The sequence below is a fragment of the Streptomyces humicola genome (assembly GCF_024436035.1).
Lineage (GTDB): Bacteria > Actinomycetota > Actinomycetes > Streptomycetales > Streptomycetaceae > Streptantibioticus_B > Streptantibioticus_B humicola.
In genome coordinates this window covers 138,445-159,908 of record NZ_JANFNG010000007.1, presented here as the reverse complement: position 1 = coordinate 159,908, position 21,464 = coordinate 138,445, and the positions used below count along the sequence as shown (strand labels likewise).

The window sequence follows — 21,464 nt, the reverse complement described above, 5'->3', positions numbered from 1 at the left end:
GAACCGGCCCGCGCCCGGGCCCTGAAGAGGAAGGACAACGGGCCCGAGCGTGAGCCAGTGGCTCGCCCTGCCGGCGCCCTTCCTCGGTTACCTGCCGAAGGCGTTGTTGGGCTGGCCCGTGGTCGAGCCCAGCGGGGTGACCTGCCCGCCCGGGTTGCCCTCCCCGTTGAGCGCGTTGCCCGCCAGGCCGTTCCCGATGCCGACCTCGCCGAGAACGTCGAGGTTCAGGTCGTACGACTTGCCCGAGACCCTCTGCGTGACGCCGATGTCGCCACCCGGCCCGCCGTCTGCATAGGCCGTGCCGGCGCCGAGGAAGCCGACGCCGGCGAGTGCAGAGGCCACTACAGCAGTCTTATGAAGCTTGCGCATGTCTTCTCCGTAGATCGATCGAATACCTATAGCAACAAGTCGACTCCTTACAGTCACCGAAACCTAATATGAAATGCCTCGCGCTGCTCGGCGACCGGGACGCAAGATCAGACGTGGACCATCGAATCCATCTGCGAAGCACCGGGCAATCCGATGCTGAGCAACAGCACCGGCCCACGAGCTGCTGAACGTCTTCGCGAAGTGGCAGAGCATCGCCGCCGGCATGTCCGCCGCCGAACGAGGACGCTCCCTCTCCGAGGCTGAAGCGGCCATCGGAGAGATCTCAGGCGAGTGGGTGGACGTGACCGAGCGCGTCCAAGCCGAGGCGGCCGCGACGTCAAGCGTGGCGTAGTCGGGATGGCGAGGACACGGCCCGCGGACGCAACCTGATCTCTCGCCCCATGCCAGCTCCCGCCCAAAGCAAATAAGGCCCTGTGTCAGTCATGCCTGCCAGACTCAGCCCGTCCCCGACTAGGAAGGGCAGACGATGACCGACGCCCCCGCACCCAAGCACTATGCGCCCCGGTGGAACAGTGACCCTCGCCCCGACCCGCCCGCCGTTGGCGGCGAGCGGGAGACGCTAAGCGCAGTCCTGGACTGGCACCGGGCGACCTTCGAGCTCAAGTGCGCTGGTCTGCCGCCGGATCGGCTGTCTGAAAAGGCGGTTCCGCCGTCCGCGCTGTCCCTGCATGGCTTGGCACGGCACCTGGCCGGCGTCGAGCGCTGGTGGTTCCGCATCCAGTTCGCTGACGAGGACGTCCCGATGCTCTATTACTCCGACGAGGACCCCGACCAGGACTTCGACCGCCTGGATGGTGATGTCGACGAGGCCTTCGCCGTCTGGCGGGCAGAATGCGACCGGTCCCGACAGATCACCACTGCCGCAGCGTCGTTGGACGAAACAGGGGTCCGGAAGAGGACCGGCGAGCCGATCTCGCTGCGCAGGATCATGGTGGACATGATCGCCGAGTACGCCCGACACAACGGCCACGCCGACCTGCTGCGCGAACGCATCGACGGCTCCATAGGCGTGTGACCCGGCAAGCTTTATACCCTCACACCGTGGATGACGAGGCACGGCCAGCCTCCCCTTTCCGCGGCATGCTCGCGCCCCCATGCCACCCGTGCCCGCCGCGTGCCTGAAGAGGCGGGGAACTACGGGGAACGACGGGGAGCCACAGTGATCAGGAAAGTGATCGGCCCCTGACCGTTCTTGCTGGTCAGTCAGGGGCCGATATCTTCCGTGCGGCGGCGGCAGGGTTCGAATCTGCGTAGGCATAAGCCGACAGATTTACAGGGTGTCGGGCAGTTCGCGCTGATCATGCCTTTCACGTGGCACTACGCGTCAAGCGGAGCACAAAGAGCAGCAGTTGGCCCGCAAATGGCCCGGATCTTCCCGGATCGATAGTCGAGCAACTACCTCCTCTGCGACTTCAAGGCCCTCCTTAGAGGATGTGTCACGTTGCGATGTCTCGTCACGGACTGCTCGCTTGGGGACTCCATGCAGCGGTGACGCTACCCCGCGTTCTTGCTGCGCCTCGGCCGCCACGTAGCTTCTGTCCCTGACTGCTCACGCTCCCCCGTGGCCATACCGCTGACCGTCGCGGTCAGGATCCGGGCGAGGCGGGGTTCGACCTCCACGACAGCGTGGGCAAGGCGGGGGTCACTGCGGTAGAGAGCGGCGACATCCGGACCCGGATTCGCGATCTGCCACATCGCCCCGGCCAGCGCGACAGCGGTCGCGATCAGATCGACGCTGTCCTGGTCACTCAATGCGGGCAGGTGCTCGCGGAGGGCTGCGATGATCGGCGCACGGGCGGCGAGCGTGGCGAGCTTGAAGTCGCGTACCGCGTCGAGTGAAACGTTGCGCTCAAGGTTGAGCGGCGCGTGGGCGAGCAGGTCGCAGAACATCCCCCGGTCAGCGAGCGTGGCGGCAAATGCCTGCGCCACGGCCGCCGGGCCCGGATCCACCTCCTCTCGCAGCCGCTCAGACAGCGCCTGCGACCACTCCTGCCAGCCCTCTGCGGTCAGGCGAAGGAAGATCTCCTCGCGTGTCTCGAAGTAGCGCAGCAGCGCCGACTTGTGCATCGCCACAGCGGCGGCAATGTCCGTCAGGGTGACGTTCCTGATGCCGCGCTCCCGCCCGAGCGCTCGGGCGGCCTCCAGGATCGAGGCCTCGCGCAGGCGCTTGGCCTCGGGCGAGCGAGCGCGCTGAAACTCGGAGGTGTCCACACGTCGATGATAGCGGAACACTGTTGCGTTATTAACGCAACAGTGTTTTAGTAATCTCATGCAGCAGACATGGTTCATCACCGGCTCCTCCCGCGGCTTCGGCCGCACCCTCGTCCGCGCGGCGCTCGAAGCCGGCGACTTCGTGGCCGCGACCGCCCGACACCCCGAGCAGCTGGCCGACCTGGCAGAGCAGTTCGGCGAACGGATCCGCCCAATCGCGCTCGACGTGACCGACCCAGCCGCCGCACGCACGGCCCTCACCGAGGCGCAGGCATGCTTCGGCCGCATCGACGTCCTGGTGAACAACGCTGGCTACGCCAACGTCTCGCCGATCGAGACCACCCAGGACAGCGACTTCCGCGCGCAGTTCGAGACGAACTTCTGGGGCGTGTACAACGTCACGAAGGCCGCGCTTCCGCTCCTACGTGAGCAGAAGGGCGCGCTGGTCATGCAGTTCTCCTCCATGGGCGGCAGAGTCGGCGGCTCCCCAGGTATCGCCTCGTATCAGGCGGCCAAGTTCGCCATCGACGGATTCAGCCGCGTTCTGCGCGCCGAGACTGCCCCTTTCGGCGTGAAGGTGCTGGTCATCGAACCCAGCGGATTCCGCACCGACTGGGCCGGATCCTCGATGGTCGTCCACGACATCCCGGCGGCATACGCCGAGACGGTCGGCGCCGTCCACACGCGCCTGCGACAGAACAGCGACGGCCCCGCCGGCGATCCCGTCCGGGCCGCCGAGATCCTCGTGCAGATCGCCAAGCGGCGCGACATCCCCCACCACCTGCCGCTCGGGGTCAACGCGGCCGAAGGCTCCATCCAAATGGACCGTCAACTGCTCGAGGACGACCTGAAGTGGCGTCAGGTCGCCCGCTCGGCCGACTTCGCCGAGCCCTACCCCGCCCCCTTCCCCCCCGACTCGACATACTGACCTCCGGACCCCGGTAACCCAACGCCAGGTCCGCGGGGGCGCCTCTATGTAGTTCGTCAAGGAAATCCGGCTGCGCCGGGGCAGTGTGGCGAGGTGTCTGGGTACGACAGCAGGCCAGTGACCCGGGCCGTCTCCGGGCCGTCCGACGTGGACCAGCGTTGACAGACGACGACAACCGACACCAGGGTCGGCGCAGGTCAGAGATCCGGGGCTGGCCTATTCATGATCAATCGTTGCGCTTAGCCGGTGCAGCCGGGGACGCTCCCGGCCGGGGCGCAGTTGTCCGGGCGGTTGTCGCGCACCTTGGAGCGCTGCAACGTCACGGTGCCTGTGTTGTAGATGCCGCCTCCGTCGACCGTTGCGATGTTGCGCTCTACCGCGGAGTCCTTCAGCTTCGTCGTGCCCTGGTTGTAGATGCCGCCGCCGTTGTTGGCGGTGGTGTTGTCGCGTACCCGGGAACGGTCCAGCGTGAGCGTGCCAGCGCTGAAGTTGAAGATGCCGCCGCCGTTGATCCCGCCGTTGTGACGTACCGTTGAGTCGTGCAGGGTCATAGGGCCCTCGTTGAAGATGCCGCCGCCGTTGGCTTGGCTGCCGTTGTTGCACACTGTCGAGTCGTTCAGCGTCATCGAAGCCATGTTGCCGATGCCCCCACTGAACTGGCTGCTATTGCTGCATACTGTGGAGCGGGTCAGCGTCATCGTGCCGACATTGTTGAGGATGCCATCACCGGTGTTGTCGCGTACCGCGGCGCGGATCAGCTCCATGGTGCCGCCGGCGTTTTGGATGCCAGCGTCGTTGCCGTGAACGATGGTGAGATCCTGCAGGCGCACCCGAGTACTGGCGCCGAGGATGGTGACGACGATACCCAAGCCCCCAGCATCGAGGACCGCGTGTCTGCCGCCGACCAAGGCCAAGCTCGTGTTGCTGATGGTGAAGTTACCGACGCACTTTCCTTCCACCAACAGCGTCGAACCCGACGGAGCCGCGTTGATCGCAGGCTGCAGGGCGCCGGGGTTCTCGTTGCAGTGCACCACGACGGTCCGGGATCCAGCCGCAGCCGGGATCCCCCCGACCAGGCCGACCGCCCCCGCTGTCACCGCCGCCGCAGCAGCCCTCACCCGGCATCGCCGTACCACGGCTGCTCGCATGAACTCTCCCCGCTCTCTCGCTCCACGGCGAGGCACAGCCCATGCTCGCGCCCCGCTCGCCTTGCTGTCCGGGTGAGCAGTCTGCGCACACCCCGCGAGGACGGATATCCCGGCCTGCGGCAGGCGTACCGGGGGCAGGCACTACGTCCATCGAACGGTCGTAGCTGTTGAACCGATAGGTGCACGCACACCGAGACCGATCAGTCTCTGGTGGTCTGGCCAACTTGCCACCTCTGCCCGTTCGGGCTGGCGCCGCTGGAAGCAATCCGCCGACCGCGATGCCGGGCCCGGACGGATGTGCGGTATCGCGTGATTTTTCCTGACCCTCGTCTTCGCCGCTCGCGAAGCGCCCCTACGACCTGCGACACGCCTGCGTCTCGCTGTGGCTCAACTCCGGAGTGGACCCCATGGAGGTGGCGCAGCGCGCCGGGCACAGCGTCGCCGTACTGCTCCGGGTCTACGCCAAGTGCCTCGACGGCGCTGCCCGCCTCGCCAATCAGCGCATTGACCAGGCACTACGCGAGTGGGAGTAGCCCTAGGTGCTCGCACGGGAAAGTGGGCTCTGACGGTCTCCGCACTGCATGTCTACCGGCATCCCGGGTACGGAACGAATACGAGGTGGATGCGATGGCAAAGCACGATGCCCGCCGCGAAGGCAAACCGCGGACCGAGGTTCCGGACGAGGGTCTTGAGGTTCCGGCGGATTACGCGATGTGGCCGGGGGCGAGCACACCCGCCGAGTCGTCCTTCTCCGAGCTGTCAGGCCCTGAGCGGGAGCCGCTGCGTCGCGGCTGGGGTCCGGGTCCGGTGCTGGCGTGGGTCGTGATCGCCCTGCTCATTCTGGGTCTGGCGGCCTGGGCTATCGCGCAGCTCACGGGCTGACCGGCTCGCCGGCCGGACACGCAAGGGCGAACGACGGCGCTGGCGGGCTCGCCAGTCGCCTACGTCGGCGGGACGGCCCGACAAAGCCTTCCGGCAAAGCCTCTTTCTGCCCTACACATGCCCCACAGACGCTGACCCATAGCGCGACCCCGGTGAGACGGAGTGGGGTATCACGACCATTTCACTCGGCCCTGTGGTCGATCAAATGACAACGGCCTCTGACCGCGTTTCCGCTGGTCAGAGGCCATTCTGTCGTGTGGCGGCGGCACGGTTCGAACCTGCGTAGGCGTAAGCCGACAGACTTACGGCGGGCCGTCTACCCGCCCTCCGACCTGGCAGCTTTCCGGCCGTCGACCCCCCGGGACACAGGAGGGAATCGAGTCGTCGAAACCCGTCACGGCTGGCCCACGCGGCCCTGCCAGTTGGGCGCTCGCCACGCGCCGCCCCTGACGTATCGCCGAATCAACGGACGGGCTGGCGACCGGCCGCACGAGATCTTTGCTGGCCGGGGCGCCGAACACGTCGGAGAGCCGACCGACGCTGAAGAGGCCGGGCACGTCGCGTACTGGTAACCCCGGCTATCAGAGGTTGCGGAATGCCTACGGCACCTCGCCCCGAGTCTGGTTGAGGCGGCTGGACTCGGATCCGACGTCATGGAGCCAAGTCGGGGGGCCAGGGTGCCTCCGGCCGAGTAGGACGTACGTCGGCGGACAGCCGGAGCGCGAACGCCGGCTGATCGCCAGGCACGGGGCCGAGGTAGTCGTGCCCGACCAGGTGGCACCAGGCCGGGAGGTCCAGTGGTGCGGCCGGGTCGGTGGCAATCACGTGCACGACGGTGCCCGGTTCTGCGCTGTCGATCCACTGGCGAAGACGGAGCAGCAGCGTGACGCACAACAGGCCGGTGCCGTCGACGGTGATGTCCGCCGCGGGCGTCGGGTGTTGGCTCATCGGGGCAGCGACTGGGTGACGCGCCAGAGGCGGCGGGGCAGGTCGCCTTCCTCGAAGGCGTGGACTTCGTTGAGGGTCCAGCCGTCGGCGAGGGAGTCGACGAGGTGACGGGGGAAGAAGTGCACGGCGAAGCCGCCGTGTTCGAAGATGCCGTCGCCGTGTGCGGTGCCGGCCCCGTAGTGGGCATCGCCGGTGTGCCGGACGGTGTAGACGAAGGTGCCACCGGGCCGCAGTACGCGGCGGATCTCGCCCACCGCCGCGTGGATCTCCTTGGTGGAAAGTGCCATGCACAGCAGCATGTGCGCGAACACGGCGTCGACGGAGGTGTCGGGCAGCGGCAGTGGTTCGCGCACGTCGTGCACCGCGGTGGTCACCCGCTCAGCGACGCCCTGAGACTGGGCGGCGCGCTGGAGCTGTTCCAGGCCGATGGGGCTGAAGTCGGTGGCCTGAACGGTGAAGCCCTGGCGGGCGAAGTACAGGGCGTCGCGGCCGTGCCCGGCCCCCAGTTCGAGGACGTCCTGTGCTCCGGCTGCGTGAAATACCTCGGCTGCGTGGACGGCGGGTGCGGAGGGCTGCTCGCCGTACATGCCCGGGTGAGCGGTGTAGGTGTTCTGCCAGTGCTGCCGCTGGGCGTCGGCCAGCTCGTCACTCACGTCGTCCTGCTCTCCTCGCCCCCGCGGTGTCCTATGCGTCGGGCAGCCTAGAGGACGCTGGTCAGGGCCTGTCGCAGCTGGTCGGCTGTGGGGGTGACGGCAAGGCCGTCCGGGGTTGGGTACAGCCGACAGGTCAGCGCTGGTGCCTGGCCGGGCTCGGCGAAGGGATCGCGTCCGTTGATCAGGATGGTCGGCGAGCCTGTGAACTGTGCCGCCTCGGCCTCGTTCTGGTTGGTGATCACGCGGGTGGTGATCGCGACATGGGTCAGGCCGAGGTTGGTAAGCGCCTCGCGCAGGCGTTCGGCCGCCCGCTCGGTGTTGGGGCAGTCGGGCACGACCTGCAGTTCGATGTCCATGGCTCCAGGATCACGCGGTTGGGGGCCTTGGCGCGGGGATAAGGGGCAGCAGTCGCAGCCGGGGCGGCAGCCGCACCGGTCCGCCTCGGTGCTCAGGTCGGGCGGCTCAGCAGTGGAGGGGCTGCGCAGCAGCCCTTGCCCTGCCAGGCGTCGCGGCCTTCCTTGACGGCGACGGAGGCGATGACGAGGGCGGCGATCGGGTCGGCCCAGGACCAGCCGAGCAGCAGATTGGCCACCAGGCCGGCCAGGAGCACAGCGGAGAGGTAGGTGCAGAGGAGGGTCTGCTTGGAGTCAGCGACTGCGGAGGCGGAGCCGAGTTCCCGGCCGGCCTTGCGCTGACTGACCGAGAGGCGAGCAGGATGCCGGGGAGCGGGTGGTGGGCTTCGCCGGTGCCGGTCAGCGCGCGTACGGAGTCGATGGTGACGTAGAGCGCGAGAGCGAAGAAGGAGGCAGCGATGATCCGCAGGGCGCGCTTCTCGCGGGCGTCGCGGGTGGGATGTCGCGCCGGGCCGGGCTGGGGCCGAGTCAGCGACCTGTGTTCACCCAGTCCCCGGTGGCACTGCTCGTCCTCGACGATCAGCTGCGCGTGGTCCGCGTGAACACCGCCGTGCGCGGGCTGCGTGACACGCTGGCGGGACACCTGCTGGGCAAGCAGTTCACCGAGGCGTATGAACTCGAAGACCCAGAGGAAGAAGGCACCGTGGCGCGAAGGGTCCTGGAAAGCCGGTCAAGAAGAAGGTGGTCCGATTCTCGCGCCTGTCATGTGTAGTGTTTCTAGACCGGACAAGTTGATAGTGAGGTTGTACGAGGGGGAATCGCTGTTGAGGCCGCTGATATTTCCATTCAGTGTGTAGCCATTCCTTACTGTCACAGTTTGTCCGCTGGTATCGGCGAGGGTCGTCGTACCGGATCCCTGGACTTTTCCGTCCCGGGTAAGTGAGGCGGCCATCGGGCCAACTTTTTGGTTCCAGTAACTGGTTGCTCCATTGAATGCCGGTTGCCAAGCTGTGGATGTGAACGTCACCTGGATACCGTGCGCAGTCGTCTTGACGATCGTGACATAGCACTGAGGTTTGGAGCAGTTTGCCGTCGTTCCGGTGGAGCTTCCCTCGAGGGTTACGGCTCCGTTGTAGTCCCCCGTGAGAGGGAAATAATGCTGCGACGACATCGGAGGTCGCGAGGTGAAATGGTTGTATGCCGTATAGGCGCCTGCTGCTGCACCTAGCGCGAGGACCCCGACGATCAAGGCGCCCACAAGTAGCCTGCCCAGGCTAAGGGCCTCAGCTTCGGCGACGCCTGTACCCGCTATTTCCTCTCCCGTCGCTACGCCCACCCGTGCGATCTGCGGTGCCGGGAGGTCGATGGTGGGAGGCTCGGGGGCCGCTGCCGCAGGGCCGCCGGTGGGAACCTCAGGGCCCACGCCGCCGGGTACCCGAACCACGTTCGGTGCCGGAGCGTCGATGGTGGGAGGCTCGGGGGCCGCTGCCGCAGGGCCGCCGGTGGGAACCTCAGGGCCCACGCCGCCGGGTACCCGAATCACGTTCGGTGCCGGGAGGTCGATGGGAGGAGGCTCGGGGCCAGCGGCCGGGGCGCCGGCTCCGCCCGCCTCTCCGGCCACGGGTCCCTGAGGTGCAGGGGCGTCCCCGGTCGCCGCGTCGGCGCCTACACCACCCCCACCGGGCACACGACGAACAACCTGCGGTTGGGGCGGAGGAGCCGGCGGTTCGGGCGGAGGCTCAAGCGCCTGCTCCATCTGCTTCATCCAATCGGGCGTGTCGGCTGCCACCTGCTGAAGCCCGGCGCGACAGGCCTCTGGACCCTTGTCCAACACTTGCCGGCACCAGGTGATTCGCCTCTCGTATAGATCGATACTTTCCTCCAGAAGCTTGATCTCTTCTTGCGCGGTCTGGGGAGTCAGTCCATGCTCAGCGTACTTTCCGGAGGTGAGGAATCGCTCACACCTTTCCAGGTAAATTCGTTTGAGCTCCAGGGAATTTTGATACGACTTGAGGAGGTCCCCCATTTTTTCCATGTCTACCAGGTCATTGACCGCATCCCATGGGTTCATAACCGTTCCTCGTTCCGTTCATTTCCGTCCCGCCCCTCAGCGGGTAGTGCCATATGACTGAGCACGATCCCGTCGTAACGGAACCAACCACTCCTGAAGTCCCACATCCACGCCTCTTCGTCGAGTACCACGAGGCCGGCTCGGAACGCTTGGACGCGAAATGAATCGGCGTCGATGCGCCCAGTCTTAAATTCTTGAAGGAGGCGTGAACTGGTCGCCAGCGCGGCTTTGAGCGGCTGTGTAAAGTCGGCGGTGCTGTCTGCAGGAGCGGAGCCGGGGATCTCCTGCAGCTGGCGCCCATCGGTCCAGCCTGGTGAGCGGCCGGGTGCCTGCAGACGCACAACCCCGTTGGCCCTTCGTTCAAGGACCTGTACTTGCGTTCCAGGCGCGATCATGTCGGCGGGATCGTGCGCCATGTCGGGGGTGTTCCACATTTCGAGACCCCACGCAGGCACTGTGTGGGTAGGAATGAACACCTCGCCGGTGGTGCTGGCTCCGTCACCCCAGAGCACCCGGCGCGGATCCGACCCGCCGCCTTTAGGAGAGTTCCGCTTGAAAAGCGGATTCCGCTGAGTCATGAACTGCTCTCCGTTTCTCCCCCGTATGAATATGGCGATCGAGCCACCAACTTGGCATCTGGCGTCTCGACGTTGGTGGTCCGTCACGGCACAACGACGTGAAGGAAATGACGCCGTGGACGCTAGCGAGAGAGATGGCTACCCTGAGTGATGATCCATCCAGCGTCGGTGCCTCATCCGGCAGCTTATTGATGACTCATCGATTGTTTGGGGCCGAAGCGGTTTGGAGAAGTTGTCGCCTCCACTGTTAAGACCCTTAACTCTTTCGTGCAAAAGCCTTGGCCAGCATCCCTACTTGATCAGCATCCCTACTTGATCAGCATCCCTACTTGGTGTGTATCACGGGCAAAGTCGAGAAGGGTTGGGCCAAAGGTCCTAATCGAAATCCGAGGACCCTGCTCGCTGTGTCGTCGCTGCCGCAGCAGAACAGCCGAACACGTCCGATCAGCTGACCGGGAGGCACAATGGATAAGCACGGCCATCGACGCCCTGGAAAGGAAGCACCGTGAGCGGGCACGACGGTCCGGGGACCGGCTCGAGTGCTCGACCGTCAGGAGGCCAAGATCCCCTGCTGGTCAATAGGTACCGGCTGATCGAGCAGATTGGCCGCGGCCCTAAGGGAATTGTTTGGCGCGCCCAGGACCTGGCCGTGGGTCGCGACGTAGCAGTGAAAGAGCTGATCCTCGCCGGTCTCTCGCCAGAGGAACGCCTCGCCCTGTACCGCAGCATGCAGCAGCAGGCCCGAGCGGCCAGTCGACTCAAGCACCCTAACGTCGCCACCATCTTGGACGTCCTCGAGCAGGATGGGCGACCGTGGATCGTCATGGAGCTGATCGGCGGACCGTCACTGGCCGAGGTTCTAGCCACCCAGGGCACTGTGCCGCCGTACTGGGCGGCACGCCTCGGGCTCCAGATGCTGTCCGCCCTGAGCGAGGCCCATCGTCTCGGCATCCCGCACGGAGACATAAAACCGACTAATGTCCTGCTGGAACGCAGTGGCCGAGTGGCCCTCAGCGATTTCGGCCTGGCCGTCTACGGGGCTAAGGGCTGTCCCGTAAATGATCTACGGCCTAGTGTGGGTGTGGTCGGCTGTGGGTGCGCTTCGCCTATCCGGCGAGGTTGAGGTTGTGCAGGTGGGCGATTCCGCGCATGGCGTGGTGCACGCCGTCGCCCTTGAGCCGGCAGTCGCGCAATATCTTCCAGCCCTTCATGCGGGCGAAGACATGCTCGACGCGGGCGCGGACCCGTTTGTGGGACTTGTTGTGTTCTTGCTTCCACGCAGGCAATTCCTCGCCCTTCCTCCGTCGCCGGTGCGGGATGACCAGGCCGGTGCCGATGTACCCGCCGTCGGCGATCGTCGTGGTGTTCCCCACGGCCTCCTTCGCGCCGGACTCGCTCCAGGCCCGGCAGTCGTTACGGTTGCCGGGCTGCGGCCGGCCGACTACGACGACCAACCGGGTGTCGGCGTCGATCACGACCTGGTGGTTGGTCGAATACCGGTAGTTCTTCGACTGCTCGGCCACCGTGTGGTCGCGCGTGGGGACCAAGGTGCCGTCCACGATGAGCACCGCGTCCTTGCGGAACCGCTTACGCGGCTGCAGCGCCAGCAGCGGGCCAAGGTGATCGATGATCCGGTCCGCGGCGGACTTCGACACACCGAACAACGGGGCGAGTTGGCGCATGGTCAGGTTCGTGCGCCAGTAGGCCGCCACCAGCAGCACACGGTCTTCCAGTGGAAGACTCCACGGCCGGCCTCGCCCCGGCGCATCGGCGCCTTCACGCCGCAGCACGGTCACCAACTTCCCGAAGGCGCGCGGGCTCAGTCCGGAGAACGGCTCTATCCAGGAGGGCTCCGACGCCGTGATCACACCAGCCACACCCAAGATCATCCCACATCAAGATTACTTACGGGACAACCCTTAGGAGCGATCCCGTCCGCACATTGGGAGCCGTCGCATCACCCGAGTACCTCTCGCCGGAGCAGGTCATGGGCCATCCTCCCACCCCAGCTTCCGATCTTTGGTCGCTGGGCGCGACCCTATACGCCGCTGTGGAGGGGGACTCCCCCTTCCGCCGATCGACCACCTCCGACGCCCTGCAAGCGGTGATTAACGAACGGCCGGGGCAAGCACGCCACGCCGGACCGCTGGCTCCGGTGATTGAGGCGCTACTGCGCAAGAACCCCGATCACCGCCCACGCGCCGAGCAGCTACAAACGGCGCTCAGCGACCTGGCCACCGGATCGACGGCCACACCTCCACGCCCGACAGCGCCCCTCGACCACCGCAGACCCGAAACGATACGCACGGCACCGTCCCCGCCGACCCCCGCACAAGCCCAACCCCCGATAACCCGCTCGCCCACGACACCGCGGTCTGCGGCCGCAGGAACGGCAGGCACAAGCGGCCCCGGCCCAACCGGGAAGGCCGGACACGGCGCCGGCCAGCGTAGGCGGCAACCACGCGCCCGCTTGTTGATCATGGCCCTCTCCCTGATAGCGGCCGTCATAGGAGGCGGCTTGTCGGCGGTGGAGTTGATCAACAGCGCCCATAACACACAAAGGCCTCCCGCCACAGCCCAGACCAACCCCCCGCCGGCGCAGGGCGCGCCTACCCGTCCGCCGACCCAGGGCGCTCCCACCCCAGCGCCGTCACCGCCCAGCAACGGCGGGACAGTGACACCACCAGCACCACCACCGGCTTCGAATGCCCCAACAACCCCGGGTGTCCAACAGGTCGTCCAGGACTATTACGCCGCCATCAACGCTCACGATTACGCGCGCGCATGGGGGCTGGGTGGCAAGAACCTGGGGACATCGTACGATTCCTTCGTAAATGGCTTCTCGAACACCGCGTCGGATTCCGTCACGGTGACCTCCGTGTCCGGCGACACCGTGAGCGTTAAAATCGACGCCACACAAACCGACGGATCTCACCGGTACTTCACCGGTACGTATACCGTGAGCAACGGCACTATCGCCTCCGCCAACATCCACCAACAGTGATCAGCTGTACGCTGAATTCAAGGGAGCCCAGAACAACCTCCATCGGCGCATGGCTAGTTGTTCGACCTCGTTCCATGGACTTCCACCTCTGAACTCGTGCGAGTCGGGCTTAACGGTCACGCTCCAGGTAGGTCCGAGCCGGTCACGCAGCGCCTGCAGTCCCTGGTCGAGGAGGGCATCCGGGATCATGTCATCGGGGTCCACGCTTCCCATCGTGGCATGAGGCAACCTGTAACGCTAGGAAAACTTGCCTGAATTAAGCAAGTCTAATTTCCAGGAAAGTTTTCTTCGGATGCACGGTTTCCTAAACGAGGAAAGCCGCCTAGCACGCAAGTTCTAGCGGCGCTTGACCGGCATCGACGCGCTCGGTGACCCAGCGGGGAGCGAGGCGAGGAGCTTGGACTCCTGCTTAACCGCGATCAGCCCGCGCTGGGCTTTGACCAGGCCATCTGGGCAATCAGGTGCATCGGCCACAGCCAGGATGTCCTGTGACAACGAAGGCTGGGCGGTGTCAGCGAGTTTGAGTGACTCAGCGAGTTCTTTGGTCATGAAGACGCGGCTGGTGCCCGGCGTATCGCAGGGGACCTCTCCCAGGTGCTTCCACCCTCGTTTCCGGTAGAAGCCGGGGACCTGGAAGGTGATCGTGTAGAGCACGGCCGCGCGGCAGCCGCGGGCGCTGGCCTCGTCCTCGGCCCGCCGGGGGTCTACGCCAAGTGCTTGGACGGTGCGGCTCACCTCGCCAATCAGCGCATTGACCAGGCACTACGCCAGTGGGAGTAGGCCCGGCCGGGGCCGATCCGTGCCCCACACATGCCCCACAAACAATGATCAACAGTGGGATTGAGGTGAGACATACCGGGACAGAAGCCCTTTTTCGCCCTCACCTGCCTTGATCAACGAGAACGGCCTCTCACCCGCGTTTCCGCTGGTGAGAGGCCGTTTCTTCCGTGTGGCGGCGGCAGGGTTCGAACCTGCGTAGGCGTAAGCCGACAGATTTACAGACTGTGGCGATTGATCTTGAATGCGGAGCCGTCCGCGCAGGTCAGGCGCCTTGCTCTGTGGATTTTGGATCTTCGTTGCTGTGGTCGTGCAACTTCCGTGCCACGTTGCCGTTGGGGCGCTTTGGAGCTTTGGCCTTCTTGGTACGCGCCCGCTGCGCCTTCTGATGATCGGCGTTGAGCTGCTTGGCGATCTCGGCATCCTGGCCGTCACGCGAACGGGCGTAGTGCCGAGTGGTCACACTGGCATTGGCATGGCCGAGACGTCTGGCCGCAGCCATGACACCGTGGCGGTCGGCGACCTGCGATGCGTGCGTAGCACGGAGATCCTGCGGCGTCACGTCCTTCAGTCCGGCAAGGTCGACAGCCTTGTCGAAGTGTGTACGGCGCCACGACTTGTAGCGAAGCGGTCGGCGCGTACGGCCGAGGAACAGCAGTGCTTCAGGCTCGTCCTCAACACGAGCGTCCAGGTGGGCACGCAGATGCTTGACCAGGTAGGTGGGCAAGGCAAGGGGGCGCTTCTGGTGGGACTTCGGGGTGTCGAAGAACTGCTGACCAGCATCCTCCAGGAGCGCTTCATCAACCCAGATCATCCCGTTGGCCAGGTCGACATCCATTCGGCGCAGAGCAAAGGCCTCCCCAATCCTCAGCCCGGCATAGGCCAGGAGCTTGACCAGGAGGTCATGCGGCGGGCGAAGGTGCGAGATCAGACGCTCGATCTCCGCCGTGCTGAGGATGTGCGGTTCAGTCTCGGGCAGTCGCGGCAGCTTGATCCCCCGGCACGGAGTAACGGCGATCAGCTCGTTGTCCACGGCGGAGGCGAAGACCTGCGACAGCACGCGGTACGCCGTGCGGATGCGCGACGCGCTCAGGCCCGCTTTCTGGAGGCTGAGCAACCATTCCTTGACATGAATCGGGCGAACCGCCGACAGCTCGTAGGCGCCCATCCGGGGATAGATCCACAGGCGGAGCAATCCCGCGTAGAGGGTGACGGTTCGACGCTTCAGGTGGGGCGAAGCCGCCTGAAACCAGCGCTCTCCCCACTCTTTTACGGTGATCTTTCCCGCATCGGGATCGCGGAAGGTGCCCCGGATGATTTCTGCCTCAGTGGTTGTAAGCCACACATCCGCGTCCGTCTTGGTGTCGAACGTGTAGGGCGCGGCCTGCAGCTCTCCGGTAGCGGGATCGCGGTATCGCGCCTGCCAGCGACCGGACTTGAGCTGACGGACGGCACCAAAGCGACGGCGGCGCCCCTTGCTGTTGGGCATCAGACCACCGCCCGCAGTCGCCGAGAGCGAGCCGTGACCGGCTCGACGGTGTTGGCCTTGATGTACGCCTCAACGGCACTCTCGGGGATGCGCACGTAGCGGCCGACTTTCACGAACGCGATCCGACGTTGTTCGATCAGTCGGCGTGGGAAACGTTCCCCGGACGTTTCAAGCGTTCCGAGCAGCTCAGCAGCCTGTGCCACGGTCAGCAGGCGATCTGCCATGGTCACCACTCCCCCGTGTCGTCGATGTCGGCGAGCGCTTCGCGGGCGGTCTCGCGGTTGGCGTGGATGTCGCGGGCGATGTTGGCTGCGAGCCAGGATTCGCCGGCGGTGTGGCCGTGTCCGGCGTAGGTCCAGTGGGCGAGCACGAGGGTTGTTGCCTCCGGGTTGTCGTCGGGGTCGGGCAGGCCGAGGCGGGCGCGTTCCTGCGCGGCGCGGTAGTCGGCACGGGTCTGGCGCAGCGCGCCGAGGGTGGTGGAGTAGCGGCGGGATTTGGTCGAGAAGTGGCCGCGGAAGCCGAGCATGTGAGCCCAGTCGCGGAGCTTGCGGCCCGGGTAGTCGGCGTGGAGGGTCAGGCAGGCTTCGATCAGGCGCCGGGTGTGGTCGGGCAGGTCGAACAAGTCGAGGGCTTCAACGTTGCCGATGCGCCGGTCGATCGTGCCCGTGGTCTCTGCCGCTTTGGTGGCGTACTTGGCCACGTAGGAGGCAACGGCTTGTTCGGTGATCTCTTCGCCGTTGCCGAACGCGCCGATGGGCTGGATGTCGAGCTGTGTGCCCCACCGCAGCACCCGGGCGGGGTGTTGCCCGGCGGGGTCTACGGTGACTTCGACGCGGCGGGCGGCGGCGTGGATGGCGTCGGTGAGAAGGTCGAGGGTGGCCCAGGTGGGGGGCGGGGAGTCGGGGCCGTCGGGGCCGTCGAAGCGGATGACGGCGTGGAAGTGGACGGCTCCGCGTTTTTGGTATTCGGCGACTTTGCCGAAGTTGACGCGGGACTGTTCGCGGGCGGCTTTCTGGGTGAGTCCGGCCCGGCGGGCGATCTCGCGGCGCAGGTAGATGGTGAAGTAGCGCCACAGGTCGGAGGCGTGGTTGTTCCACAACACCGCCCCGGCGTAGTCGTAGGTCTCCGGGTCCAGGGCCGTGCCCAACTCCGGGGCGTCGTCGGCATGCTGGGTACCGCAGCGGCAGCGACCGGACGCCGGGCGGTTGTGGACAGGGCCGAAGGACGGGGCGGTGAGGGTGGCGAAGACCCGCGGGTGATCGCGCACCGTTTGCGGGATGCCCTTCGCGGGGTCACCGGTCAGCCCGGCGCGGATGAGGTGATAGGTGTCCCCGGCGTAGGTCCAGGCGCAGGAGGGGCAGCGGGAGGCTCGGCGGTTGCCGCAGGCGACGCGGAGGACGCCGCCGGGTTCCTCGTCGGTCGCGTAGTAGTGCAGCACTGTGCCGGTGGCCGGGTCGACCGTTTTGGTTGTACCCGCAAGGCGGATGGGATCAGAGCAGCCGCCCGTGCGGCGGATCTGTTCTTGGATGCGGTCGAAGCCGGGAGACCCGACCACGCGCAACAGGTCGTTGAGGGTGGTCGGGTCCAGGCCCGCCATGGTGGCGGCGTCGGTCACTTACGCCCCTCCTTCTGGTGGGCGGGTCCGTGGTTGGCGGTGTAGCCGCCCACCAGCGCCTTGACCTGGACGTCACCCGTGGCGGTGGCGCGGGCGCCGCAGTGGCAGACGGCGGATCCTCGGGCGGGGGCGGACGGGGACGGCTTGCTCACGTGCAGGCCGGGGCGGTCCGGGGTCGGGGTGAGGTCAGCCACGGCGGTCACCGCCCGGCGCGGGCGAGCACGGAGGCGGGGGCGATGTAGCCGGTGCCCTTGCAGGTCGGGCAGGTGACGCGGAAGGTGGCGCGGGTGCCGTCGGCGTGGCGAGTGCCGGTCGTGATGGCGACGGTGGGGAAACCGTCGCAGTCGCGGCAGACGCGGGTGTTCTGGGCGTGCTGAGGCATGATGGGGCTCCCTTTTCGGGTCCGTTGGGTCTGGAAGGGGGTGCAGGCGCCGGGGCGGCGGATCTTTGGCGAGAGAGCCGCCCCGGGGCCGTTCAGTGCTTGTGCAGGTCCTTGATGAGCAGGCGCAGGACGACCGCGACCACGGCGACGGAGACGCCGGTGACGGCGACCGCGAGCAGCAGGGAGACCAGGACCGCGCCAACGACGAGAACCACACCGGCACCACCGGCGGCGACGGTGACCAGTCCGGCCGGGGTGAGCCGCACCGCTGGGACGGACGAGACCGGCGTGGGTGCCGGTGCCGGGGCAGGCGGTACCGCGACCGGAACCGGGGCAGGAGCCGGGGCCGGGGCGGGCGCGCCAGCGGCCGGGACGATCGCGGTGGGAGTGACCGGCGGTGGGGTGTAGGTGTCGGGTTTGGGGTACGTCGGGCGGAGCAGCATGGCGGGTTGTCCTTCCGGGGTCAGGGGTTGCAGTGGTGGGTGCGGGCGGCGAGTTCGGCGGCGGAGCGGTCGACGTAGTCGGCGCTGAAGCCGCAGCCGGGGGCGGTGCAGGCGGCGGTGTGCTTGGTGCGTCCGCGGCCGTCGTGGTGGGTGCCGACCTGGACGGGTCCGATGCGGATCACGTCGTAGAAGCGGTTCGGGCGCGGCATGCTCTGACCTCCTGTCAGGTGAGTTGGGTGGCGATGGCGTCGGCCAGGGCGGGCGTGATGCCGAGGCGGGCGCGCAGGGTTTCGGTGTCGATCCGGTTGCCGGTGCGGGCGTGGTGGGCGTCGGCGACCTTGCGGGCGTGGTCAACCAACGCGACCGGCACACTCGCGGCGGCGGTGGTCGCGGCCGGGGCGGGTGTCGGCGTGGGCGGCGGCAGTTGCGGGGCGGGGTCGGGGGCGCGTTCGACCGTGACCGGCTCTGCGCCTTCCTCGACCGGTGCGGGGGCGGGTTCGGTGGCGGGTGCCGGGGTGGTGGTGTGGGTGTGGGCGAGGAGGGTGCCGCCGAGGAAGGCCAGGGCGGGCCATCCGGCGACCAGGATGCGCAGGACGGCGGGGACGTGCCGCAGGTCGAGCAGTCCGGCGGTGGCGACGTTGGCGCCCAATGAGGCGGTCAGGGAGATGGCGAACCAGGTCCAGGCGGCGCGGGCCGGTTGGCCGTTGGCGCGCAGGGTCCGCATGCGACGCCATGCGGCAACGAGCAGCAGATCGACGCTGACGGGGTAGGCCCAGCCTTTCCAGCCGTGTTGTCCAGCGGCGTTGGCGATGTCGTGCAGGTGGGCGAAGGACAATGCTCCAGCGATCACGGCTTGGATGATTACGGCGTCGAATCGGAGTCGGTGCATGGTCGTTCACCTCCTTCGAGGGGGCGTGGTGGTCAGGTGGCGGGGGCTTCGCCGGTGCCGAAGCAGGCCAGGCAGAAGCCGGATTGCTGGCCGACGACGCGATGCCTGCGGCCGACGCGCACCGTGTTGGCGACCTCTCCGGCGCCCTTGCAGACCGGGCACGGGTCCGGCGCGGGCGGGGCGGCGGGCTCGGTGAGGGCGCGGCGGGTGGTTTTGCGAGCGGCCATGGCGATCACTCCTTTCGGTTTCGGGCATGGCGGGGGTAGGGACTTGGCGTGAGGCGGTCACGCCGACCGGTAGAGAGGGGGGTGTTAGTCGGTCACCACGTGGGGCTTGACCAGCGACGGCGCGTCGACCGGATCGGCAACGGCCGGGGCGACGGGGCGCCAGGGGGCGAGGGCGGGAAGGTCCGGCACAAGGTGCGCGTTCTGGCGGCACACGGCGGCCGTGTCGGCGAGGGTGGTGTGCGGGGTGCGGATGCGGGACCAGCCGCCGGAGGAGTCACCGGCCACGGCCACACCGGGCTTGTCCACGGGGATCGTGGTCGCGGCGAACATCGCCTCGGGTGAGATGTCCCCCAGGCCCATTTCGGCGGTCTGCTTGTCGTTGACGCGGTGCACCACGCGGCCGGTGAGCTGTGCGCGGAGCATGGTGGCGCCCTTGCCCAGCTCGGAGCCGAAGCGCTGCCCGCAGACCTCCAGGTAGATGCCGACCGCGCGGGCAAGCTGCGCGAGGCGGATCAACTGCGTGACCATCCGGTCCCGGCGTTCCTCCTCCTTCTTGGTGGCGGTCAAGAACAGCTCGGCCACCTCGTCGACCAGGACCACGACCGGCACCGGCCGCACCTCCGCGGGCAGGCCCCAGATGTCGGATGTGATCTCTGCATCCGGCATGGTCGGGGCGATGCCCTGATACGCCTTGAGCAGGTCGAACCGGGCTTCCATCTCGGTCACGAGCGCATCGAGTAGTCCGGCGGCTTGCTCCGGGTTGGTGGCCAGCGCCGACAGGCGGGGCGCGTACGGGGCTTGTTCCACACCGCGCTTGCAGTCGATGCCCACCAGCGCCACCGGCAGCCGGGACAGGCCCTTGATCAGGTTGCGCTGATACATCGACTTGCCTGACTGGTTCGCGCCCAAGGTCAGGGCGTGCGGTATCTGCCGGTAGTCGCGGACGAACACGGTCCCGTCCTCCCGCATCGCCACCGGGACCAGCATCGGGCCGGACGGCAGGCGGCGCGGCAGGCGCACCCGGCCCAGCACGTCGTAACCGGTCATTCGCAGCTCGACCACGCCCGGCTTGACCTCAGTCACGCGCACCGCGTGAACGCCCCAGGCGTGCCGCAGCCGTTCGGATGCGGCAGCCACGTCCGCCGGTTCCAGTCCGGCGGGAAGCCGCAGCCGTACCCGCAGGCCGGTCGAGGTACCGCGGACCCAGCGGACCTTCGGCGGAACCGGCAGGACCTCACGGCGGGCGACGTTGCGCACGACGAACGCGCGCAGGGCGGACGGCCGCACCGTCAGACCGCACACGTCCATCGTGGACCGGTAGGAGAAGGTGAAGCGGCCCCAGGTCAACGGCAGGCCCACCAGGGACCAGTACACGCCCGGTGCCCGCACCTTGGCGTAGCCGAGACCGCCAGCACCCGCCAGCGGCCCGGCCACCTCCAGCAGCGTCGCGAGATCCGACATGGCGTCAGACCCCCGCCGTGATCGCGACGGCGCGGAACGAGATCCCGTGCCGGGTCTGGCCGTTGAAGGTGTTCTCCCAGTCCCGCGCCCGGAGCCCGATCACCGACACCGGCGTGCCCGGCGCCAAGTCCGCCTGGATCCCGGTCTCGGGGACGGTCACCTGGTACAGGTTCCCCTCGCCCTCGTCGGAGATCAGCAGGCCCACGGTCATCAGCTTCGCGCCGGTCTCCCGGTCAACCGCGATCTCACCGGTCTGCTTGCTGACGAGCTTCGGAGTCGGCGCGGTCGCCACGAACACGACAGCGGTCGATGTGTCGATCTTGAAGGACGGCATTCCAACTCCTTGAGTGAGGCTCGACTTGAGGACCTTACACACAAGGTTGAGCTATGTGCACAAGGATGTCAAGGCTGTAAGCCGACCAACCTTGGGTCGCACCTAGAAGGTGTCGGCGCACTGTGATGCACTAGGTGTGGCTTGTTGAGCCATGTGCGTAAGGGAGGCACTTTGTGACCGACATGATCGGGCGCCCCGCCTACCAGCGCGTCGCAGACGATCTTCGGTCGCAGATCGCGAGCGGTGCACTGCCAGTTGGGGGGCCGCTGCCGTCAACCGTGCAGCTCGTAGAGCGCTACAAGGCATCCACCACAGTGGTGCGCGCTGCGATCAAGGAGCTTCGAAACGAGGGGCTGGTCTACGGTCAGCCAGGCAAGGCCGTCTATGTGCGAGCGACGCCAGACCAGAGCCGCAGCGCGCGCATCGGGTTGGACGACCTAGCACGCGACCTGAGTGAACTACGCGAGGAGGTATCAGGGCTCTCCGTCCAGCAGTCATCATCCGACATTGATGCGCTGCGCGAGGAGGTCGGCGAACTCAGGCGGACGGTTGGTCTAGTGCAAGCCCGGTTGATCGATCTCTACGCTCGGACGGGACAGCCGTACCCGCACGACACCGCACGACAGAACAACACAGGCGAGCGCCAGCGCGCGAGCGGAGACCGATGACCATCGGGGGAGA

The 21,464-nt window shown here is 67.0% G+C and carries 27 protein-coding genes and 2 pseudogenes; 8 read left to right on the top strand and 21 right to left on the bottom strand.

The genetic code is table 11. The annotated features are described in order from the left end of the window. Window positions 1-87 precede the first annotated feature (87 nt). On the bottom strand, window positions 88-369 hold the full coding sequence (locus tag NGB36_RS12245; protein ID WP_255920237.1) for a hypothetical protein: 282 nt from the start codon (window positions 367-369) through the stop codon (window positions 88-90). A gap of 487 nt (window positions 370-856) precedes the next feature. Here NGB36_RS12245 and NGB36_RS12240 point away from each other — a divergent pair, with 487 nt between their 5' ends. Next, window positions 857-1,405 (top strand): DinB family protein, encoded by a 549-nt coding sequence (locus NGB36_RS12240; protein ID WP_255920236.1) that lies wholly within the window; start codon window positions 857-859, stop codon window positions 1,403-1,405. Window positions 1,406-1,884: 479 nt separating this feature from the next. Here NGB36_RS12240 and NGB36_RS12235 read toward each other — a convergent pair whose 3' ends face one another. Further along, window positions 1,885-2,601 (bottom strand): TetR/AcrR family transcriptional regulator, encoded by a 717-nt coding sequence (locus NGB36_RS12235; RefSeq protein WP_255920235.1) that lies wholly within the window; start codon window positions 2,599-2,601, stop codon window positions 1,885-1,887. A gap of 58 nt (window positions 2,602-2,659) precedes the next feature. Between NGB36_RS12235 and NGB36_RS12230 the strand changes: the two genes are divergently transcribed. After that, window positions 2,660-3,529, top strand: coding sequence for an SDR family NAD(P)-dependent oxidoreductase (locus tag NGB36_RS12230; protein ID WP_255920234.1), 870 nt, complete (start codon window positions 2,660-2,662; stop codon window positions 3,527-3,529). Between the two features lie 239 nt (window positions 3,530-3,768). Here the strand turns inward: NGB36_RS12230 and NGB36_RS12225 are convergent, their stop codons facing one another. After that, window positions 3,769-4,563, bottom strand: a complete 795-nt coding sequence (locus NGB36_RS12225) for a right-handed parallel beta-helix repeat-containing protein (RefSeq protein ID WP_255920233.1) — start codon at window positions 4,561-4,563, stop codon at window positions 3,769-3,771. A gap of 443 nt (window positions 4,564-5,006) precedes the next feature. Between NGB36_RS12225 and NGB36_RS12220 the strand changes: the two are divergent. Further along, window positions 5,007-5,210, top strand: a pseudogene (locus tag NGB36_RS12220) (site-specific integrase); the annotation flags it as partial. Between the two features lie 94 nt (window positions 5,211-5,304). Next, window positions 5,305-5,559 (top strand): hypothetical protein, encoded by a 255-nt coding sequence (locus NGB36_RS12215; RefSeq protein ID WP_255920232.1) that lies wholly within the window; start codon window positions 5,305-5,307, stop codon window positions 5,557-5,559. 651 nt (window positions 5,560-6,210) lie between these two features. Here NGB36_RS12215 and NGB36_RS12205 read toward each other — a convergent pair. The 4 genes and pseudogenes from NGB36_RS12205 to NGB36_RS12190 all read right to left on the bottom strand — a co-directional run. Next, a complete protein-coding gene (locus NGB36_RS12205; protein WP_255920231.1) occupies window positions 6,211-6,507 on the bottom strand; it encodes a sulfurtransferase TusA family protein in 297 nt (98 codons plus the stop codon). After that, window positions 6,504-7,160: a class I SAM-dependent methyltransferase gene (locus NGB36_RS12200; RefSeq protein WP_255920230.1), complete on the bottom strand. Its 657-nt coding sequence runs from the start codon at window positions 7,158-7,160 to the stop codon at window positions 6,504-6,506. The genes NGB36_RS12205 and NGB36_RS12200 overlap by 4 nt, the downstream gene beginning before the upstream one ends. A 47-nt stretch (window positions 7,161-7,207) precedes the next feature. Then, entirely contained in the window at window positions 7,208-7,516 is a 309-nt protein-coding gene (locus NGB36_RS12195; protein WP_255920328.1) for a thioredoxin domain-containing protein, read from the bottom strand. A gap of 45 nt (window positions 7,517-7,561) precedes the next feature. Next, window positions 7,562-8,015: pseudogene (locus tag NGB36_RS12190) on the bottom strand (cation diffusion facilitator family transporter); the annotation flags it as partial. On the opposite strand from NGB36_RS12190, the gene NGB36_RS12185 reads away from it, so the two are divergent. After that, a complete protein-coding gene (locus tag NGB36_RS12185; protein ID WP_255920229.1) occupies window positions 8,013-8,285 on the top strand; it encodes a PAS domain-containing protein in 273 nt (90 codons plus the stop codon). The pseudogene NGB36_RS12190 and the gene NGB36_RS12185 overlap by 3 nt on opposite strands. A 1,295-nt stretch (window positions 8,286-9,580) precedes the next feature. Here NGB36_RS12185 and NGB36_RS12180 read toward each other — a convergent pair. Continuing rightward, a complete protein-coding gene (locus NGB36_RS12180) occupies window positions 9,581-10,162 on the bottom strand; it encodes an SH3 domain-containing protein (protein WP_255920228.1) in 582 nt (193 codons plus the stop codon). Window positions 10,163-10,667: 505 nt separating this feature from the next. Here NGB36_RS12180 and NGB36_RS12175 point away from each other — a divergent pair. Continuing rightward, window positions 10,668-11,285, top strand: coding sequence for a serine/threonine-protein kinase (locus NGB36_RS12175; protein WP_255920227.1), 618 nt, complete (start codon window positions 10,668-10,670; stop codon window positions 11,283-11,285). Here NGB36_RS12175 and NGB36_RS12170 read toward each other — a convergent pair. After that, complete coding sequence (locus NGB36_RS12170; RefSeq protein WP_255918566.1) at window positions 11,269-12,039, bottom strand: transposase; 771 nt, start codon at window positions 12,037-12,039, stop codon at window positions 11,269-11,271. The genes NGB36_RS12175 and NGB36_RS12170 overlap by 17 nt on opposite strands. Before the next feature lie 65 nt (window positions 12,040-12,104). Here NGB36_RS12170 and NGB36_RS12165 point away from each other — a divergent pair, with 65 nt between their 5' ends. Beyond that, window positions 12,105-13,166, top strand: a complete 1,062-nt coding sequence (locus NGB36_RS12165; protein WP_255920226.1) for a protein kinase domain-containing protein — start codon at window positions 12,105-12,107, stop codon at window positions 13,164-13,166. A 336-nt stretch (window positions 13,167-13,502) separates the two neighbouring features. On the opposite strand, the gene NGB36_RS12160 is transcribed toward NGB36_RS12165, so the two are convergent. The 12 genes from NGB36_RS12160 to NGB36_RS12105 form a co-directional block, all read right to left on the bottom strand. Further along, the gene (locus NGB36_RS12160; protein WP_255920225.1) at window positions 13,503-13,901 is read right to left on the bottom strand and encodes a GNAT family N-acetyltransferase; all 399 of its coding nucleotides are present in this window, start codon (window positions 13,899-13,901) and stop codon (window positions 13,503-13,505) included. A 307-nt stretch (window positions 13,902-14,208) separates the two neighbouring features. Next, a complete protein-coding gene (locus tag NGB36_RS12155) occupies window positions 14,209-15,432 on the bottom strand; it encodes a tyrosine-type recombinase/integrase (RefSeq protein ID WP_255920224.1) in 1,224 nt (407 codons plus the stop codon). Next, window positions 15,432-15,656, bottom strand: a complete 225-nt coding sequence (locus NGB36_RS12150; RefSeq protein ID WP_255920223.1) for an excisionase family DNA-binding protein — start codon at window positions 15,654-15,656, stop codon at window positions 15,432-15,434. The genes NGB36_RS12155 and NGB36_RS12150 overlap by 1 nt, the downstream gene beginning before the upstream one ends. A 2-nt stretch (window positions 15,657-15,658) precedes the next feature. Further along, window positions 15,659-17,047 carry a replication initiator protein RepSA gene (repSA, locus tag NGB36_RS12145; protein ID WP_308288839.1) on the bottom strand — a complete coding sequence of 463 codons (1,389 nt, stop codon included), beginning with the start codon at window positions 17,045-17,047 and terminating at the stop codon, window positions 15,659-15,661. Then, complete coding sequence (locus tag NGB36_RS12140) at window positions 17,044-17,241, bottom strand: hypothetical protein (protein ID WP_255920222.1); 198 nt, start codon at window positions 17,239-17,241, stop codon at window positions 17,044-17,046. Before NGB36_RS12140 ends, repSA begins: the two co-directional genes overlap by 4 nt. A gap of 5 nt (window positions 17,242-17,246) precedes the next feature. Continuing rightward, window positions 17,247-17,429 (bottom strand): hypothetical protein, encoded by a 183-nt coding sequence (locus NGB36_RS12135; protein WP_255920221.1) that lies wholly within the window; start codon window positions 17,427-17,429, stop codon window positions 17,247-17,249. A gap of 92 nt (window positions 17,430-17,521) precedes the next feature. After that, window positions 17,522-17,872, bottom strand: coding sequence for a hypothetical protein (locus NGB36_RS12130; RefSeq protein ID WP_255920220.1), 351 nt, complete (start codon window positions 17,870-17,872; stop codon window positions 17,522-17,524). Window positions 17,873-17,892: 20 nt separating this feature from the next. After that, window positions 17,893-18,081, bottom strand: coding sequence for a mobile element transfer protein (locus NGB36_RS12125; RefSeq protein ID WP_255920219.1), 189 nt, complete (start codon window positions 18,079-18,081; stop codon window positions 17,893-17,895). Window positions 18,082-18,095: 14 nt separating this feature from the next. After that, the gene (locus tag NGB36_RS12120; RefSeq protein WP_255920218.1) at window positions 18,096-18,761 is read right to left on the bottom strand and encodes a DUF2637 domain-containing protein; all 666 of its coding nucleotides are present in this window, start codon (window positions 18,759-18,761) and stop codon (window positions 18,096-18,098) included. 32 nt (window positions 18,762-18,793) lie between these two features. Next, window positions 18,794-18,988, bottom strand: coding sequence for a hypothetical protein (locus NGB36_RS12115; RefSeq protein ID WP_255920217.1), 195 nt, complete (start codon window positions 18,986-18,988; stop codon window positions 18,794-18,796). An 84-nt stretch (window positions 18,989-19,072) separates the two neighbouring features. Then, a complete protein-coding gene (locus tag NGB36_RS12110) occupies window positions 19,073-20,449 on the bottom strand; it encodes an FtsK/SpoIIIE domain-containing protein (RefSeq protein WP_255920216.1) in 1,377 nt (458 codons plus the stop codon). Between the two features lie 4 nt (window positions 20,450-20,453). Then, on the bottom strand, window positions 20,454-20,783 hold the full coding sequence (locus NGB36_RS12105) for an SCO3933 family regulatory protein (RefSeq protein ID WP_255920215.1): 330 nt from the start codon (window positions 20,781-20,783) through the stop codon (window positions 20,454-20,456). Between the two features lie 182 nt (window positions 20,784-20,965). On the opposite strand from NGB36_RS12105, the gene NGB36_RS12100 reads away from it, so the two are divergent. Further along, window positions 20,966-21,451, top strand: a complete 486-nt coding sequence (locus NGB36_RS12100; RefSeq protein ID WP_255920326.1) for a winged helix-turn-helix domain-containing protein — start codon at window positions 20,966-20,968, stop codon at window positions 21,449-21,451. The last annotated feature ends 13 nt before the right edge of the window (window positions 21,452-21,464 follow it).